12 protein-coding genes are annotated in these 16,939 nt (G+C 50.4%); 7 read left to right on the top strand and 5 right to left on the bottom strand.

Annotated elements, in window-relative coordinates; genetic code table 11:
• Nucleotides 1-112 precede the first annotated feature (112 nt).
• The 7 genes from pip to INP78_RS06075 all read left to right on the top strand — a co-directional run bounded on the left by pip (nucleotide 113) and on the right by INP78_RS06075 (nucleotide 9,897).
• Nucleotides 113-1,063, top strand: a complete 951-nt coding sequence (gene pip / locus INP78_RS06105; RefSeq protein ID WP_194741317.1) for a prolyl aminopeptidase — start codon at nucleotides 113-115, stop codon at nucleotides 1,061-1,063.
• A gap of 27 nt (nucleotides 1,064-1,090) precedes the next feature.
• Nucleotides 1,091-2,356: a YhjD/YihY/BrkB family envelope integrity protein gene (locus tag INP78_RS06100; RefSeq protein ID WP_228522702.1), complete on the top strand. Its 1,266-nt coding sequence runs from the start codon at nucleotides 1,091-1,093 to the stop codon at nucleotides 2,354-2,356.
• A 145-nt stretch (nucleotides 2,357-2,501) separates the two neighbouring features.
• Nucleotides 2,502-4,007 (top strand): tetratricopeptide repeat protein, encoded by a 1,506-nt coding sequence (locus INP78_RS06095; RefSeq protein WP_194741316.1) that lies wholly within the window; start codon nucleotides 2,502-2,504, stop codon nucleotides 4,005-4,007.
• Between the two features lie 266 nt (nucleotides 4,008-4,273).
• Nucleotides 4,274-4,801 carry a YfiR family protein gene (locus tag INP78_RS06090; RefSeq protein ID WP_194741315.1) on the top strand — a complete coding sequence of 176 codons (528 nt, stop codon included), beginning with the start codon at nucleotides 4,274-4,276 and terminating at the stop codon, nucleotides 4,799-4,801.
• A gap of 6 nt (nucleotides 4,802-4,807) precedes the next feature.
• Complete coding sequence (locus tag INP78_RS06085) at nucleotides 4,808-6,883, top strand: EAL domain-containing protein (RefSeq protein WP_194741314.1); 2,076 nt, start codon at nucleotides 4,808-4,810, stop codon at nucleotides 6,881-6,883.
• A gap of 97 nt (nucleotides 6,884-6,980) precedes the next feature.
• Nucleotides 6,981-8,240 (top strand): OmpP1/FadL family transporter, encoded by a 1,260-nt coding sequence (locus INP78_RS06080; RefSeq protein ID WP_194741313.1) that lies wholly within the window; start codon nucleotides 6,981-6,983, stop codon nucleotides 8,238-8,240.
• Nucleotides 8,241-8,433: 193 nt separating this feature from the next.
• Complete coding sequence (locus tag INP78_RS06075) at nucleotides 8,434-9,897, top strand: porin (protein WP_194741312.1); 1,464 nt, start codon at nucleotides 8,434-8,436, stop codon at nucleotides 9,895-9,897.
• Nucleotides 9,898-9,962: 65 nt separating this feature from the next.
• On the opposite strand, the gene INP78_RS06070 is transcribed toward INP78_RS06075, so the two are convergent.
• From INP78_RS06070 to INP78_RS06050, 5 genes are all read right to left on the bottom strand, one after another.
• Nucleotides 9,963-10,889 (bottom strand): choice-of-anchor A family protein, encoded by a 927-nt coding sequence (locus tag INP78_RS06070; RefSeq protein WP_228522701.1) that lies wholly within the window; start codon nucleotides 10,887-10,889, stop codon nucleotides 9,963-9,965.
• A 125-nt stretch (nucleotides 10,890-11,014) separates the two neighbouring features.
• Nucleotides 11,015-13,663 (bottom strand): EAL domain-containing protein, encoded by a 2,649-nt coding sequence (locus tag INP78_RS06065; protein ID WP_194741311.1) that lies wholly within the window; start codon nucleotides 13,661-13,663, stop codon nucleotides 11,015-11,017.
• A 198-nt stretch (nucleotides 13,664-13,861) separates the two neighbouring features.
• Nucleotides 13,862-14,521 carry a pyridoxamine 5'-phosphate oxidase family protein gene (locus INP78_RS06060; protein WP_194741310.1) on the bottom strand — a complete coding sequence of 220 codons (660 nt, stop codon included), beginning with the start codon at nucleotides 14,519-14,521 and terminating at the stop codon, nucleotides 13,862-13,864.
• 117 nt (nucleotides 14,522-14,638) lie between these two features.
• The gene (locus tag INP78_RS06055) at nucleotides 14,639-15,397 is read right to left on the bottom strand and encodes a hypothetical protein (protein ID WP_228522700.1); all 759 of its coding nucleotides are present in this window, start codon (nucleotides 15,395-15,397) and stop codon (nucleotides 14,639-14,641) included.
• An 89-nt stretch (nucleotides 15,398-15,486) separates the two neighbouring features.
• The gene (locus tag INP78_RS06050; RefSeq protein WP_228522699.1) at nucleotides 15,487-16,845 is read right to left on the bottom strand and encodes a diguanylate cyclase; all 1,359 of its coding nucleotides are present in this window, start codon (nucleotides 16,843-16,845) and stop codon (nucleotides 15,487-15,489) included.
• Nucleotides 16,846-16,939 lie beyond the last annotated feature (94 nt).

Raw genomic sequence — 16,939 nt, 5'->3', positions numbered from 1 at the left:
CAGTTTAGTTACAAATTAGTTACAAATATTTCTATATATTTCTTGTGAATTTTCCGCAAGCTTGCAATAAAATAAATTACCATTAAAAATCATACAGTTAAGAAAACAATCCATGAGCACATTCTGCCTCTACCCCGAATGCCAGCCGTTCACAAATACGCATATTGCCGTCAATTTGTTACATTCAATCTATGTTGAACAATGTGGTAACCCGCACGGCGTGCCCGTTATTTTTTTGCATGGCGGCCCTGGCAGCGGTTGCAATCCGGGACAAAGACGCTTTTTTGACCCGGCGCATTACCACATTATTTTGTTCGATCAACGCGGCTGTGGCCGCAGCCTGCCAGCAGGTGAGACCACAGACAATACGACGCAAGACCTGGTTGCAGATATAGAAGCGATACGCCAGCATTTGAACATTGACCGCTGGCATGTGTTTGGCGGCTCATGGGGGAGCACGCTGGCGTTGTCTTACGCAAACAACCATCCGCAACACGTGATCAGCCTGACATTGCGCGGCATTTTCTTGAGCAGACAGCATGAAATTGATTGGTTTTTGGGTCAGGTCGCATTATTTTTCCCGGAAGCCTGGCAGACACTGCTGGCTGTGGTGCCAGCCAGCCATCAGGAAAATGTCCTGGATTACTATGCAACTCAAGTGTTTCACAGCGATACGGCCATCAGCATTCCAGCGGCCATTCGCTGGAATGCGTTTGAATCCAGCATTATGAGCCTGATCTCCAAAACCGATAGTGCCGAGGTGAATGGCGCGGTTGAGCTGGCGCGTGCACGTGTACAGATTCATTACATTCAGCATTTATGCTTTGTCGATGGCGATCAAATGTTACAAGCGGCCGCGCAGCAACTGCAATCCATCCCGACGACCATTGTGCAGGGTCGTTATGACATGGTCTGCCCACCACAAACCGCCTGGGAGTTAAGCCAGGTATTACCACATGCCACATTGGTGATGGTGCCGGATGCCGGCCATTCGGCCATGGAGCCAGGCACTTGCCAGGCCCTACTGAATGCCACGGAACAATACAAGCAACTCAGCGTCTAGCAATCACCAGCAATGAAAGCGGGATGTATGCCGACGTTATGGACGACACTACAAACACAGTGGCAAGGCCTGAAGCAGCAATTACTGGCCTATAGCTATTGCACGCCGCTGTTTGTGCTAAAAACGACCTGGCAAGGTGTGGCCAGGCACAGGTTAATGGGGCTGTCAGCCGCGCTGTCTTTTTATGCACTGTTTGCCTTGATCCCGCTGATTGTGCTGATTTTCTTTTTAATCAGCCACCTGGTGTATTCGTCTGATTATGCCATTGTGAAACTGGCCATTTTAACCAGTAATCTGCTGCCCGAATTCAGCCAGCGCATCATGGTAGAGGTCTACGAAAACACGCGCACCAAGGCCGCCTGGGGCGTAGTTGGCTTTTTGGTATTGCTGTGGACCATCACCCCGCTAGCGACACATATGCGCGCCAGCTTTCACTTGATTGCCAGCCGTAACGACGTGTCTTCTTTCTGGCACAAGAAGTTACGCGATGTGCTAGCCGTGCTCGGCGTATTGCTGGTCTTCTTCCTGTTCACCGCGGCAGGGTTTGTGCTGGAATCCATCATTGTGTTCCTGGCCAACCATTTGCCATCCGCCTCTATTAATGTAGTCGGCTCGCTGCTATCGCTCGCCTTAACTACTTTGTTGATTGCCGGTTTTTACCACACCTTTTGCCCGCTCAATGTGCACTGGCGACATTTGATGTTATCCGCCCTGCTCACAGCCACCTTGTGGATGCTAATGCGCCCGGCCTTCGGCTTGTTTCTCAGTGTGAATAAAAATTTCGGCGCCGTGTTTGGCAGCATGAAAGCCATGTTTGTCTCCATCAGTTGGCTTTACCTTAACTTTGCCGTATTTTTGGTAGGAATAGAGTTAATGGTCACGCTGAGGCAAAAAGATGTGCTGCTGCTGAAAGGCCTGTTTGAAGATATTCCTAACCAGCAGCACTATTTACAGGCATTGATGGGCAAATACGGCAAGACCTATATGCAAGGCCACTACGTGCTGAAAGAGGGCGATGCCAGCCATCACTACTATATGGTGGTTGAAGGCAGCTTGCATTTAACGCAACAACAAGCGGACGGCAGTGAAAAAACCCTGCGCATCTTGCAATATGGCGATTTCTTTGGCGACATTGCCTTGTTCTCGGCGCAACCGGTGACCGCCAGTGCGGTGGTCGCCTCGCCGCAAGCATCCGTGATTGAGATTTATGCCGACAGCATGGAAAACCTGCTACAGGAAGACCCACAGATTGCCGTGCGCCTGTTAAAACAACTCTCTCATCATGGCAGGTAAAAAATACATTTGGGCCATCCAGCACCGCATAAACCGCCCGGCAACAGTATAGATCCGCAGCGTTTTGCGCTAAATCAAGTCACACAAGCATTGCAGAATTGTAAGATGTGTTACAAAATTGTAACTATCTTTGGAATTTCGCACGATGGCACTCCCACTTTCGCAAGAGATCAACACGCTGATACAACAGCTGAATCACGGACAATTTGCTGCTGTCATTCAACGGGCACGCCCATTAGCGGCGCAACACCCGCGAGAGTTTGTATTGCATCACCTGCTGGCGCTGGCGCTGGACCAAACCCAGCAATACCCGCAGGCGGCACAAGCTTATGAAGCAGCCCTGCAACTCAACCCGCAAGCCGCAGAGCTGTGGTTTAACTACGCGATTGTACAAACGCAACTGGGCGCCCTGGCTGCCGCCGAACAGGCTTACCGCAAAGCCATCGCGCTGAATCCGCAATTTTTTGAGGCGCATGGCAACCTGGGCACGGTACTGCAAAAACAGGGCAAACTGGATGAAGCCATGGCCAGCTACCAGCAGGGTTTACGCATCCAGCCACAAGATGCGCGCGGCCATTTCAATCTGGGCACGGCATTGCGTGACAAAGGACAACTGCAGGCCGCCGTGCAGAGTTATGAGCGTGCCATCGCACTCTTCCCCAATTACACCGATGCCTATAACAACCTCGGCGAAACCTGGCGCGACCAGGGCGACATGACCAAAGCAGTGCAGCATTACCAGCAGGCGCTGCAACGCAACCCGCAACACCCAGGTGCCAATTACAATATGGGCGAGTTTTTATACCTGGCCAAGCGGTTCGAAGAAGCGATTCCTCACTTCGAGGCTTCACAATTGGACGACTGGCAATCCCGGGTACTTTATTGTTTATACCGTGCCGAGAAATTCGAGGCGTTCAAACAGTTACGCGACGACATTATCAAGCAAGGGCCACATACCGCCCCCTTCATTGCCACCTTGTCCACACACTACAGCCTCAATCACGGCGAGGCAGATCCTTACCAGTTTTGCCCGGATGGCCTGTCGTTTGTTTACCACCGCAGCCTGCCTGAGCTGGCTCCCGGCAGTGCTTTATTGACAGAACTGCTGGACAACATTGCGCAAGCCGATATTGCCGAGCGCAAACAGGCGCGCCTAACCAATGGCAAGCAATCTGCAGGCAATCTATTCAAACGTCCCGAAGCCGCCTTCAGGACGCTGGGCGAGCTGGTCAAACGTGAGTTTCTGCAATACCAGGCACAATTCCAGCAGGCCAACTGCGCCTTAATCTCCCATTTTCCTAAAGCGCTCGAGTTCACCAGCTCCTGGTACGTGAAGATGCAGAAAGGCGGCCACCTGGATGCCCATATCCATGAAATAGGCTGGCTCAGTGGCGCGGTTTACCTGGCCATGCCCGAGACTGCAGATCCCAAGGAAGGTGCTTTCGAATACGGCACACATGGTGACCAGTACCCGCAATTACACAACAACTTCCCCACCCGCTACATCAAGCCCGCCGTAGGTGATATTGTGCTATTTCCATCGTCGCTGTTTCACAGGACAATTCCCTTTCACGCCGAAGCAGAGCGCATTTGTGTGGCTTTTGATTTAAAACCAGCCGCACACCTGCCAACGGCCCGCAGCCAATATTAAGCCAAGGTACACGCCCATCGTTTAACCGCCGCAACAAGGCTATGCCTGGCTTATCAAACTGATACAGAATTTATCAAAATTGCTGATTGTAGATTGCATGGCGCAAGGTATGATACTTGATGAGGAATCGCTATTTAAACCGGGATAGAACCAAGTTAAACTGGGATAGAAACATGGGGTTGCCGATGCAATCGCCCAAAAAAAATCGCGCCGCAGTTCACCTCGTCTCAGGTCATCCTAACCAACCCTGATGGAGTCAGACCAATATGATTTCAGTGCGCCGGACCTGTTTGCTTCTCCCCTTGCTTGGCCTGGGCACCAGCGGCCTGTCGCAAGCGGGGCTTGAACAAGCCCGTGAAACAAAGAGTGAATTACTGTTCAACCTGGCCCTGCTGAGCCAGATGCCCAACCGCCAGCCACAAGACACCTATGCTATTTGCGCCTTTGAAGAAGACATCGGCCATTTGAAGGCTACCGCACTGGAATCGCAAAAATTACAGAATTTACAGATATTTTTGGTCACAGTGAAAGCGCCAACCGACGTCAAGCGCTGTAATCTGTTATATATTCAGGACTACGGCGCACAAAAGCCGCTAGAATTACAACAGATCATCCAGAAAGAGTCGGTATTGACCGTTGTCTATAACGGCAACAAGTTTTCTGAGTATGGCCATGTAGAAATCAGCGAGCAGGACAAACGCTACCAGTTCGCACTGCACCTGACATCGGCCAAACAGGCAGGCATTGTGTTTGACACGCGACTGATGAAACTGGCGACCAATATTGTTAATTGATTGTGTATGTTAAGACTACTTCCACACCTCAAGATTGCGCACAAACTACTGCTCACCGAGCTGGTGATGACATTGAGCATGCTGCTGGTATTTATTGTCTTTGCATTCGGCAGCCATTACCACAGCCTGCGCTCCCACCTGATCCGTGACATTCTGGTACAAATGAATGTAGTGGCAAACTCGATTGGCCCGGCTGTGATGTTTGGCGAGGTGAGTTCTGCCGCCAAAACACTGGAACCGCTGACAGATAACCAGAATATCCGCAGCGTCGTCATTCTTAATCAGCAACAACAACCCTTGCAAAGCCTGCATCCTGAGCACCCGCAAAACCCGGCAGGCTGGCAATGGCTGTATCCCTACTTTAGCGACATGGAAGTCTCGACGCCGATTGTCGTTAATGAGAAAACCGTAGGCACTCTGCATGCCACCATCAAGCAGGAACAAATTGTCGATGTACTCATCGGCTTTGCCTGGTCGAATGCCATTGCTGTGCTGGCAGCGGCATTGGCAGGCTGCCTGATTATGTGGCGACTGAACCGCAATATTGTCGATCCGATTCACGCGCTACAAAGCTTCGTCAGCAAGATCACGCGCAATCACCATTACGACCAGCGCATCAAAGTGACCAGCGCCGACGAGATCGGCATGCTGAGCCACGATATCAACAACATGCTGGAAAGCATCCGCCAACGGGATGACCGGTTGCAAGCCGAACTGGAACACCGCAAGGTGATTGAAGAGAAACTGCAGTTTTTAGCACACTATGATAAAAACACCCAGTTATTGAACCGTCACGCGTTTGAAGAAGCTATCACGCGCAAGATCACCGCCCCGCTGGATGACCGCAAACACGTTTACCTGCTGCTGCTGGACCTGGACCGCTTCAAAATCGTCAACGATGCCTTTGGCCATAACACCGGCGACAAGCTATTACAGCAGGTAGCGCACAGGTTGCGCGGCAATATGTCACAGGAAGATGCCATTTTCCGCCTGGGCGGAGATGAGTTTGCCATCCTGCTGGATGCGCCTGCGCGCAATCTGATCGAGCAGGTATGCAAACGCATTATCCAAACCATTTCTGCACAGTTTATCGTCGATGACCATGAAATCCACATTGGGGTCAGTATTGGGATTGCACAGCTGCGGCCCGGCTTTGACTCCAAAACCGAAGTCATGAAGAATGCCGACGTGGCGTTATACCAGGCCAAAGATGCCGGGCGTAATACCTACCGCTTTTATAGCGAAACGGATGAGGCCAACACCTCGGAGTTACGCAACCTGCGTGAAGAGCTGCATTTTGCCTTGCAGAATCAGGAGCTGGAGTTATATTACCAGCCGATTATCCATACCCAGTTGCTGAAAACCATCGGTTTTGAGGCACTACTCAGATGGCGCCATCCAAGCAAAGGCTTGCTGACGCCAGACCAGTTTATCAACCTGGCAGAAGGCTCAGGACTCATCATCAGCATAGGCGCCTGGGTCATCCACCAGTCGCTCAAGCAACTGTCCATGTGGCAAGAAATGTTTGACCCTGACCTGTTCATGAACGTGAATATTTCCTCGCGCCAGTTGGATGATGACAGCTTGTCGGACACCATCCGCCATGCGCTGGATTTTTATCAGGTCTCGCCACGCACGCTTAACCTGGAAATCACAGAGTCCATGGTCATGCGCAACATTGAATCGGCCAAACAAATTCTCTATTCACTCAAGCAATTGGGCATAGGCATTGCCATTGATGATTTTGGCATCGGCCACTCATCCATGAACTACCTGAAACAATTGCCGGTCGATATCCTCAAAATTGACAAGCAATTTACGGCTGGCATTCCGCAAGACAAGGTCGATATTGCTATTGTGGATGCCCTGGTTGCACTGGCGGTGAGCCTCAACCTCAAAGTCGTCGCAGAAGGCGTAGAAAGTGCGATTCAGTTTGAATACTTGCAATACAAACTTTGCCATCATGTACAAGGTTATTTATTTAGTGCCGCCTTGTCTGCCAGCCAGACAACAGCGTTTATGGCCGAATTTCCAGAAAGCATTCCAACTGTTTTTCGTAAAATTGCCGGGGCAGAAAGCTAACACTCATCAAGTTAGCCTGGATACTTAAAACCTAGATAAGTAGCATTGTAATTACACACATAACAACAAGTCACACAGAGAGCGTTCAGGGGAACACATGTTACGTTTCAAACCATCTTACCTACTGGTCGGCCTGGCACTGTCAGGCTATCACCTCAACAGCACAGCAGCGGGCTTTGCCCTGTTTGAACAAGGCGCAAGCGGCCTGGGCAATGCATACGCAGGGGCTTCAGCCGTCGCAGAAGATGCCAGCACCATTTTCTTCAATCCAGCTGGCATGACTTATCTGGAGGGACGCCAGATCGTCGGCGCCTTGCATTTAATCAAGACCAATGGTGATTTTGATAATAAGGACAGTACACCCACTGGGCCAGAAGGTGGGAATTTGGGTAGCTTAGCTGCCATCCCTAACCTGTTTTATAAACAAGATATCAACGAACAACTCAAGTTTGGCCTAGGCATCAGCACGCCGTTTGGCCTCAAAACCGAGTATGACAAGAACTGGCTGGGGCGCTTTCAGGCAATCAAATCAGAACTGAAAACAGTCAATATTAATCCATCATTGGCCTGGAAACTGAATGACCAATGGTCATTTGGCTTTGGCGTTTCGGCCATGTGGGCGCAAGCCGAACTCACCAGCGCAGTTAACTTAGGCGCGACGGAATCCTCCATAAACAATAAGGGCAAAGATTGGGGTTTTGGGTACAACTTGGGAGCGATTTATCAAGTCACCCCTGACACACGATTAGGTTTGTCATTTCGCTCAAAAGTAGAACAACATTTAAAAGGCGATGCGCGCTCACCTTTTACCGGATTAAACGCTATTCCTGGCAGAACCTTGAATACAGACATTACTGCCGACCTCACCTTGCCAGAAACACTTTCTTTCAGCAGCTTTAGCCATCTGAATGATCGTTGGGACTTACTGACAGACGTAACCTGGACTCGCTGGAGCCAATTTAAGTCACTCAGCATTATGCGTGACAATGGCTCCAATACAGCGGTAGGCACGACCCAAGAGCACTGGAACAACACACTGCGCTACTCTGTAGGGGTCAACTATCGTTACACAGATACCATCAAACTGCGCACCGGCGTCGCTTATGATGAAGAAGCCATTGATAATAATCATAGAACCCCCCGCATCCCTGGCAATGATCGTATTTGGCTTTCTTTTGGCGCCAGTTGGCAATATAGTCCGCAGACTAAATTTGACGTCGGTTATGCGCATCTTTTTATCAAAGAAGCCAGGATTCATGATGACCAAACATCATTGGTGCCGAGCAGAGGTCTTGTTAGCGGTAAATATGACGGCAGTGCCGACATCTTCAGCATGCAATTCACACACCAGTTCTAAGCCGCTCCGGGCCTAGCCATACCTCTCTCCAGCCGTGATTGCTGATGGCATCACGGCTGATTCATCCCGCCTGTTATCCGCACTTATTTCAGCGTGTAAGTTTCGTGTAAGCCGCTTGTCATTTAATCTTCATCTAACGCCTTGAAAATGCCTGTCTTGAAACACACCGACACACCGCTTTTTAGGATAGAAGATGACCATAGCGCACTTTTTCAAACTGGCTTTACTGCCGCTGGCAATTAGCCAGGCATTCGCAGCCCAGGCAGCAGACCAAGCCAGCACAACCTCACAAGAATCCCCTTCTCTTGTATCCCGTTTCATGATTGATGATAATCCATTCCGCATCAATTTCGATTTGGGTGATCATCCTTCTTACTTCCAGGTCTATGGTTTGGTGGATATTGGCCTGACCCATATCAATCACTCTCTGCCTGAGAACTATGAGTTAGCAAACAACTTTTATCCTTATTCCGGTGCTAAAAAAACAGCCAGAACCACATCCAGAACTAACTGGGTGAATGGCGGCTGGCAAGGTTCACGTCTGGGCTTTAAAGGTGAGGTCGCCAAGCTGCAAGCATGGGATCACGACTTTAAATTTATCTACCAACTCGAAGCGGGTTTTAATACGCTGGATATGAAATTGCATGATGCAGCACAAACCCTGGCCGATAACTCCGGTACCAATGCCAACTCCAGCGTCAGCGCCAACTCCTCCATGAACGGTGAGTTGTTTACCCGCCAAGCCTGGGCAGGGATTGATGCTGGCTCATGGGGTAAATTGACTTATGGTACGCAATACAACCCGTTCTTTGAAATCACCGTGACTTATGATCCTAACGGTAAGGCCGACAGCTTTTCACCACTGGGTGAAAGCGGCACCGTGGGCGGTGGTGGTGGCGTGTCTGAAAACTCACGCATGAAAAACTCCATCAAGTACGCGAACACTTACGAGCTGGAAAGCCATGACAAAATCAATTATGCCGTGATCAACCAGTTCGGCAACTCAGCGGGCACCTCGCACGGCAATGGCTACACCACACAACTGGGCTACGAGAGCAGCTCATTCGGCGTGCAGTTGGCCTACGATAGATTTTTCGACTCAGTGAAGTCAGGTACGGCTGCGCCAGGCAATCCTTTGGCTAATGACACCATTGCAGTGTCGCTGTATAACACTCAAGCGGTATTACTGACCGGCAGATGGATGCCAACCAAAGACCTGAAAATCATTGGTGGTGCGGAATGGTATCAATTACAACCATCCTCTTCACGTTCGATTGATTATCACTCAATCTATGATCAAACCGTGTTTGGTGGCGTAGCAAACTCAGCATTGAAACCAGGCTATAAACAGGATAACTATGTGTATTATCTGGGTGCCAACTTTGACTTTGCACAACGTGTGCCTGCCCTGGCTGGCCTGACCACCTCGATTGGTTACTACCTGACCAAGGCGGACGCCATTGACGGCCCTACTGTTTCAACCAACTCACAGGGCAAGATTGATACCTGGACGGCGATGCTGGACTATAAGCTGAATAAACGTTTCGATACTTATCTGGCTTATACCACCAACCACTTTTCAGGTGACAAATACCCAAGCGCCTCGAACTATACTAACGTGACCAGCTACGGTGCCGGTTTGCGTATGAAGTTCTAACGCAAGCGTAGAAACAAAAAAGACTCAAGCATGCGCTTGAGTCTTTTTTATTGTCAGTCACCTAATCAGGCGAGAGACTGACGTCTGCGTGCCAACAGACCAACAAACGCCAAGCCAGCCAGCAACATGCCATAGGTTTCTGGTTCAGGCACTGGAGTGACCACCAAGCCAGTGATTTCTGTCGGTTTGAACATGCCTTTTACATTGACCTGGGTATTGGTATTCCAGCTATTGGCAATCACATTACCGTTAATCGCCGTATAGCCGCCCGTGATATTGGCCAATGGCGCCAGGATAGTCCCAGTTGCACCAGAGCCAGTGCTCAAGGCTGTAGCTTCATAAAAGTTATACACCACGTTGAAACCATACGCGCTGAAATCAGTGCCGGTGCCGCCATTGAAGGTCAGGCCGTTGCCGGAAATATTCAGGATAATGGTCTGGCCGTTAGAAAAGCCGCTGAATGTTGTATTGTTTCTGGAGTTGAAGAAACTGCCATCAATATCAAAAATCTGTACAGAGCTACTATTGCTGGCTGTGAGTTGCAAGCCACTATAGTTGTAAGTCGCGGTACCGGTATTCGCCAGGGCGTTGAGGCTGGTAGACAGGTTTTGCAGATAAATACGCTCATTGGCGAAATTGATCGGGTCGCTGTCGGTATAACTGCCGGTAAAGCCAAAGCCTGAAGTCGTGCGGCTACCACCGACATCAATATTACCGTTCTTCACGCTGCCATTTTGAAAGCTCAGGTTGTTTGCCACCACCAGCGCATTACCAGCCACCGCTTTATTGAGTTCATTGACAGAGTAGCTGCTGGCATTAAAACTGCCGCCGACGGCAACTGCGCCCTCAACGTCACTATTACTGCTGGTGAAATCCCCAAATACAAACACATTAAACTGGCCTGCAACGCCGAAATCCAGCACATCCGCAGAGGCCACCATGCTTTGCATCGCCAGTGTTGCAACGATTGCACTTTTACACATCCAATTCATACAGCACCTTTTCAAAGTCAAATAATGATTATCATAAATAATATTTTATGATGGTATAAGTGACTTATAACAGTTTTACCTCTGATACCGAATAGCCCACTCGGGTACATCACTGTCGTGCGGCCTCACCGTGCAGTGGCAGCCTCCTGCCGTGACTGCTGCACCAGCATCTGCTCAAAAGCATCCGCCGGAACGGGCGGCGAATAGAAAAAGCCCTGCGCATAATCGCAGTGAATGTCCATCAGCAAGTCGCGCTGCAGTGCGGTTTCGACGCCTTCGGCAATCACCTTCAGGCCCAGTTTATGTGCCATGACAATAATGGCCTCACACAAGACATAACTTTCATTACCTGCGTTAAGGTTGCGCGTGAATGACTGGTCAATTTTAAGGTAATCAATATCAAACTTGCTGAGATAGGAAAGCGAAGAGTAGCCAGTACCGAAATCATCAATCGCGACCTGGATGCCCATGTCCCTAAATTGCAGCAAACGCTCTTCGACCACCGGATCCGGATTAAGCAGCAAGCCTTCGGTGATTTCCACCACGATACGCTTACCGTCTACGCCCATGACACGCAAAGCGTGTACCCAGTCATTCTGCAAATTGAATTGCTCAACAAACTGCACCGGCGATTTATTGACACTGATAGCAAAGTCATCGCCATCGCCCATCAATGGCTGCCATTGTATGGCGCGCTGCGCGGCCTGATGGAAAATCCAGTCGCCCATGGCCAAAATATCCCCCGTCTCTTCTGCCACCGGGATAAACAAAGCAGGACTAATCAGGCCGCGCTCTGGATGCTGCCAGCGCATCAGGGCTTCGGCCTTGATAATCTTGCCATCATGCAAACTGACGATAGGCTGGTAGTAGTCACGCAACTCATTATTTTCCAGCGCAGTGCGCAAATCGCGCGCAAGGTTGACGCGTTGTGACAACGCATCCCGGATGGCCAATGAGAAGAAACGCACACTATTACGGCCGCGGCTTTTGGCATCGTACATGGCCTGATCGGCATGCTGAATCATTTCTTCAGCATGCAATGCGTCTTCAGGGTATTGGCTGATGCCGATACTGACTGTCACGAACACGCGCTCACCGCCGAGGATATAGGCCTTGGAAATTTCCTGCATCAGCTGATTGCACAAGCTTTGCAGGTCAGCACGCAGGCCTTCCGGGACAATGATGGCAAACTCATCTCCGCCCAGTCTAGCCACCGTTGCCGGCACCGAGGCAGCGCGCAAGAGACGCTGCCCAACCTCTATCAACAGTTCGTCGCCATGCCTGTGACCCAGGCTGTCATTGACCTCTTTAAAGCGATCCAAATCGAGCAACAGCAGGGTTAAATGTTGTTGTGCGAGGGCAGCCGCAGCGATGGCCTCTTTGAGTTGCTGGTGAAAATAGTGCCGGTTGGGCAGCTTGGTCAGGCTGTCATAATTGGCTTGCTGCCAGATCGCGGCGTCGGCTTGTTTTTTATCTGTAATGTCGATATGCGTCCCGCGCATCATGGCAGGCTCACCGGACGGCGTACGTGAGATCAAACGACCACGGTCCACAATCCAGACCCAATCCCCATTTTTATGACGCATACGGATATCACATTCGTAAAATGCAATCTCCCCTTGCAAGTGACGATTCACTAACGCCATGGAGGCTTGCCAGTCATCAGGATGCGTCAATCGCCTGGCGGTTTCGAGATTATGCGGGCTTAACTCCTCCAGCGTATAACCGAGTATCTCAGCCCACCGCCGATTCAACTGCAGCGTGCCGGTTTGCATCTCCCACTCCCAGGTGCCTGCGCGGGTCGCATCAATAATATCGGTGAGCCGCATACGCTCGAGCTCGAGCTCCTGCCGCTTGCTTTGAATTTCAGCCGTTTTTCTTTTGACGGCAATGCGCAACATAAAAATAAGCAACACCAGCGTCACAGCCACAACCAGGATCAGCCCCAGCACAATCTTCACCTGCCTGCTGGTCACGTCACGCTGCAAACGACGACCTTTCCACTTAGCCTCCAGGGCCGCCATGTCTGTTGGGCTAATGGCATCCGTGCCACGCGCAATGAGTTCAAGCATCTGCGTATTGCCCTTTTTGACTGCGCGATGGAACTGTCCCTGATACAGCGTAAAGGCACGCAGAATCTGGCTATCAGCATCCATGCGGTACAAATAGTAGCTGGCAGGATAATCGTCCATGCAGACGATTTTGACCTGGCCGTTTAGGGTCGCCTGAATAATCTCTTCATAATTGTTATACAGCCGGAACGACTTCACACCAGCTTCTTTGAGCCTGAAGATGCAGCCATCCCCTTTCTGCACCCCGACGGTGAATCCGCTCAGCCCGCCTGGCGCCACTAATCCACTCAGACTCTCATGCACATAGATGCCCACCGGAACAGTGGCATAAGCCGGGGTAAACGTATAAGTCTGCTCTCGCTCAGGGTTGCGGAAAATCATTTCAATCACATCAGCATGTCCGCTTAACAATTGCTGCTGCGCCTGCTCCCAAGCCGTTGAGAGCAGCGTCACCTTGACGCCGGTCCGTTGCTCCCACAGCTTCCAGTAATCAGCCACGATACCCACCGTATTGCCATTGGCGTCTTTGAACAAATAAGGCGGATAATTATCGTCACTGATCACGGTGATGGCATTGTCTTCTGCCCATACCGTAGACGCGACGATGCCTGCGCCCAGCAAGACGCAACAGAGCAAGCGGCAAAACCAAGACAGAACGCGATAGACATCGCGCCGTGCAGGCCTGGCTGCAAAGTTATTCATGGGTAATGAGGTGTACACCCTGCAATTGGTCAAAAAATGGTGATGGGTATTATCGACAGAATAATACAAACATTTACGACAATTGTCTTTTACAGTACGTTCAACGGACACAGATGCACGCGAATTCCAATCAAAAAAGGCGCCAGTAAAATCCTGAACGCCTTGCTGAACCGTTGTTAAGAGAAGATGCAGCGGATGCTACACATCTGGTGCGCCGGCTTTGATTTTCGCGATCCAGTCTTCTACCTGGATAAAACCAGCCGCCTGGGCCTTTTGGGCATCCTCTTCAGAAATCACATCCTGCACAAACTCCAACCGTTTCCACTCAGCCAAAGGCGTTTTACATTGGGCACTGGGCACATAGCGTGAAGCACTGTCTCGTGTATAGCGGTGAATATAGCGCGGGCAGTTCTGCCACAGCTCGGACAACGTCACTTTGACCACAAATTCAGCCTCCTGGTACAAAGCCAGCAGCGCAGGGTCTGTGGATACCTGGCTCACTCCTTGCAAGCGTATGCGGTGCGGGCGCTCAAAAGACATAAACAACATGCCAATATCTGCATTCTCGACCATATTGCCCACCGAAAGCTGCATACCATTACCGTTGTAGATCGGAAAAATGAGTGTTTTGTCATCAATCACGCGCACAAAACCAGTAAAGCCCCCTTTATATGAGACGGTTGGTCGTCCGTTATGATCCACCGTAGACAGGAAAAACATATCCAGCGATTCAATAAATCCTTTGGCATCGTCATCAATCTCCGTCTTGCAGGCGATTTCCTCAATGCGGTCAGCCAGTTTCCTGGTCCCTTGCTCATCCTGCACCTTGCGATGCGTTTCTCCAAACAAACGACTCATATTACCCCCTCCAGAATCATGAATAATGTGCGTTGCCAGTCCTTGCCAAGATACTGGACGCAGCGTTAAAACTCACCTCAGACGGCGCTATTGTAGGAGCTTCAGGCAGGACTGTCATTAAAACACCCGGATTAACCGGAAACTCCACAAACGTTGCGTTTTATCCGGATGATCCAGTGTAGACCAGGCGGTGCCCAACTGCACCGTGTAAGACTGGCTGGCATCATAATGCAGCTGCGGCGTCAGCCGGTAGCGCCAGGTGCCGCCACTACTGACTTCCTGGTTCAGCTCCAGGCCCAAGGTCAGCCGTGACGAGACGTCATAGAAAACCGTGTTATTCAACAAATAATCCACTTGGGCACTGCGGTTGATGTCGTGCACACGCAGACCCAGCATACTCAACGACGACCATTGGTCCGCCCATTTCAAGGCATGAATATACGTCGCATCGGCAGACACGGCTTTAGTATGCTTATTGACGTCGACAAATGCCTGCCAACCATTGGCCATGCCTTGCGCTTCATCAATGTTCAATGTTTGCTGAATCGCCACTTTATACCGTTCATGGCTGGCATTCTCAAACGGCAGCTCGATTTCAATCGCCAGGTCATCTGCCAGGCCGTACTCTAACTCAGGTGCCCAATTAATATCGCCGGTATAGGGGTTATAGTCGCCCAGCGCATTGATTTCCATTTCGCCCTGCCTGACGCCCAAAGGACGCACCAGGTCGTAGACCATGGGCTCCGGAATGCGAGACAGCCGCGTACTATGCGCAGCATCAGGCTCGGCAAAGCGTGGTTCAAGCTTGATATCGGAGGCGTAAAGCGGCGAACAGGCCACCAGGCTGGCGACCAACAGAACATCAGTGCATTTCATTAATATATTTACATCAATAAAAACACCATACTACCACGCCAGATGCGGGCGTGAACGTCCGATGTAATCAAGCGTTGAATCGACGCTAGTTACTTCCAGACGCTGTAGGTATTTCTACCTGCGCGTTTTGCCTGGTAGAGCGCCATATCCGCCTGCTTCAGCAACTGCTTTAAGGTGACTTCAGAGGCGTGGTCAAACAGGGTCAATCCCAGGCTCAAATGCACCTGGATTTCATGGCCATTGATGACCATGGGGACATTAAAAATATCCAGCAGCTTGGTCGCCACTTTCACCAGCCCCTGTTCGGACAACTGGTCTTTCACCACAATAACAAATTCGTCACCACCGAGGCGGCTGACCGTATCCATATCGCGGATATTGGATTTCAGTCTGGCGGCAACCGCCTTGATGACTTCATCACCCACATCATGGCCATACTGGTCATTAATCGCTTTAAAATGGTCAACATCCAACGCCATCAAGCCGAATCGTTTACGATCACGCTTGGCTTCAGAGTGGGCATAATTCAGGCGGCTGTCCAGTAGCCGACGATTCGGCAAACCGGTCAGGCTATCCATGAGAGCACCTTCAGACAAATAATAACGTTCCTGGGCGAAAAAATAAGCCAAGGCCCCCACGGCTAGACTCAGCACCACACTTAGCAGCAACCCCAAGCCAGGACCAGGCAGGTTATGAATCCTTTTATTTTCTATCGCCCACTCCCACTTGCCATTGGGGACACTGCTTTGCTGGATAAATATATTTTTTTGCTCAAATAACGCCGCATCACCATGGAACACGCTTTTGCGATCGGCGGTCCGGATCGCAAAAGCAAACTGTGGATTCTGCACATCCTTGAAAGCGGACTGCAAAAAACTATGTGTATCAATCACGGTCGACATCATGCCCCAGTAATGGTCGTCGACAAAAATTGGAAAACGGTAAATCATACCGTTACCGCCTTGTATCAACTCGATCGGCCCATCCAGCACCCCTTCCCTGGAATCAATCGCCAGTTTGACCTTGGGCCATTGTGACGCCACATCACGATAGTCTATGCCTATGAGCTTTTGATTGCTTTGTTCGGGATACACATAGGTGAGCTTATACTCGACCGCCACGGCAATATTTCTCACATGCCGCGCATTCGACCACAGGTCTGTCAGAATCGCCTGCACCTTGTCCGGCTCAAGTTCATTGCGGTAAACCTTGATAAAGCTGGATAAGCCGTTAGAAATAAACAGCAGGGAATTTAACTCGCGGTCTAACTCGGCACGCAACAGGCTGCCGTAAGCAGCCGCTTCGATGTAGGCTTCACTCTCACTTTTCTGGCGCTGGTAGTCCAGCAAGAAATGCCAGAACAGAAAAGCCAGCATGGTCGCTAACACAGCAATCAACTGACTTTTGATGGTTTGACTTAATTTTCGTGGCACTGGCTCAGTTCGCAATGAGGTCTGTTTGAAATGTTACGCCAGACAACTCGTTTCCTTTCAACCAAAGAACAACCTATTTACTGTTTAATTGTCAGAATACTTCACGCGA

The organism is Methylophilus sp. 14 (assembly GCF_015354345.1).
Classification (GTDB): domain Bacteria; phylum Pseudomonadota; class Gammaproteobacteria; order Burkholderiales; family Methylophilaceae; genus Methylophilus.
This window is presented reverse-complemented; position numbering and strand designations above follow the sequence as displayed.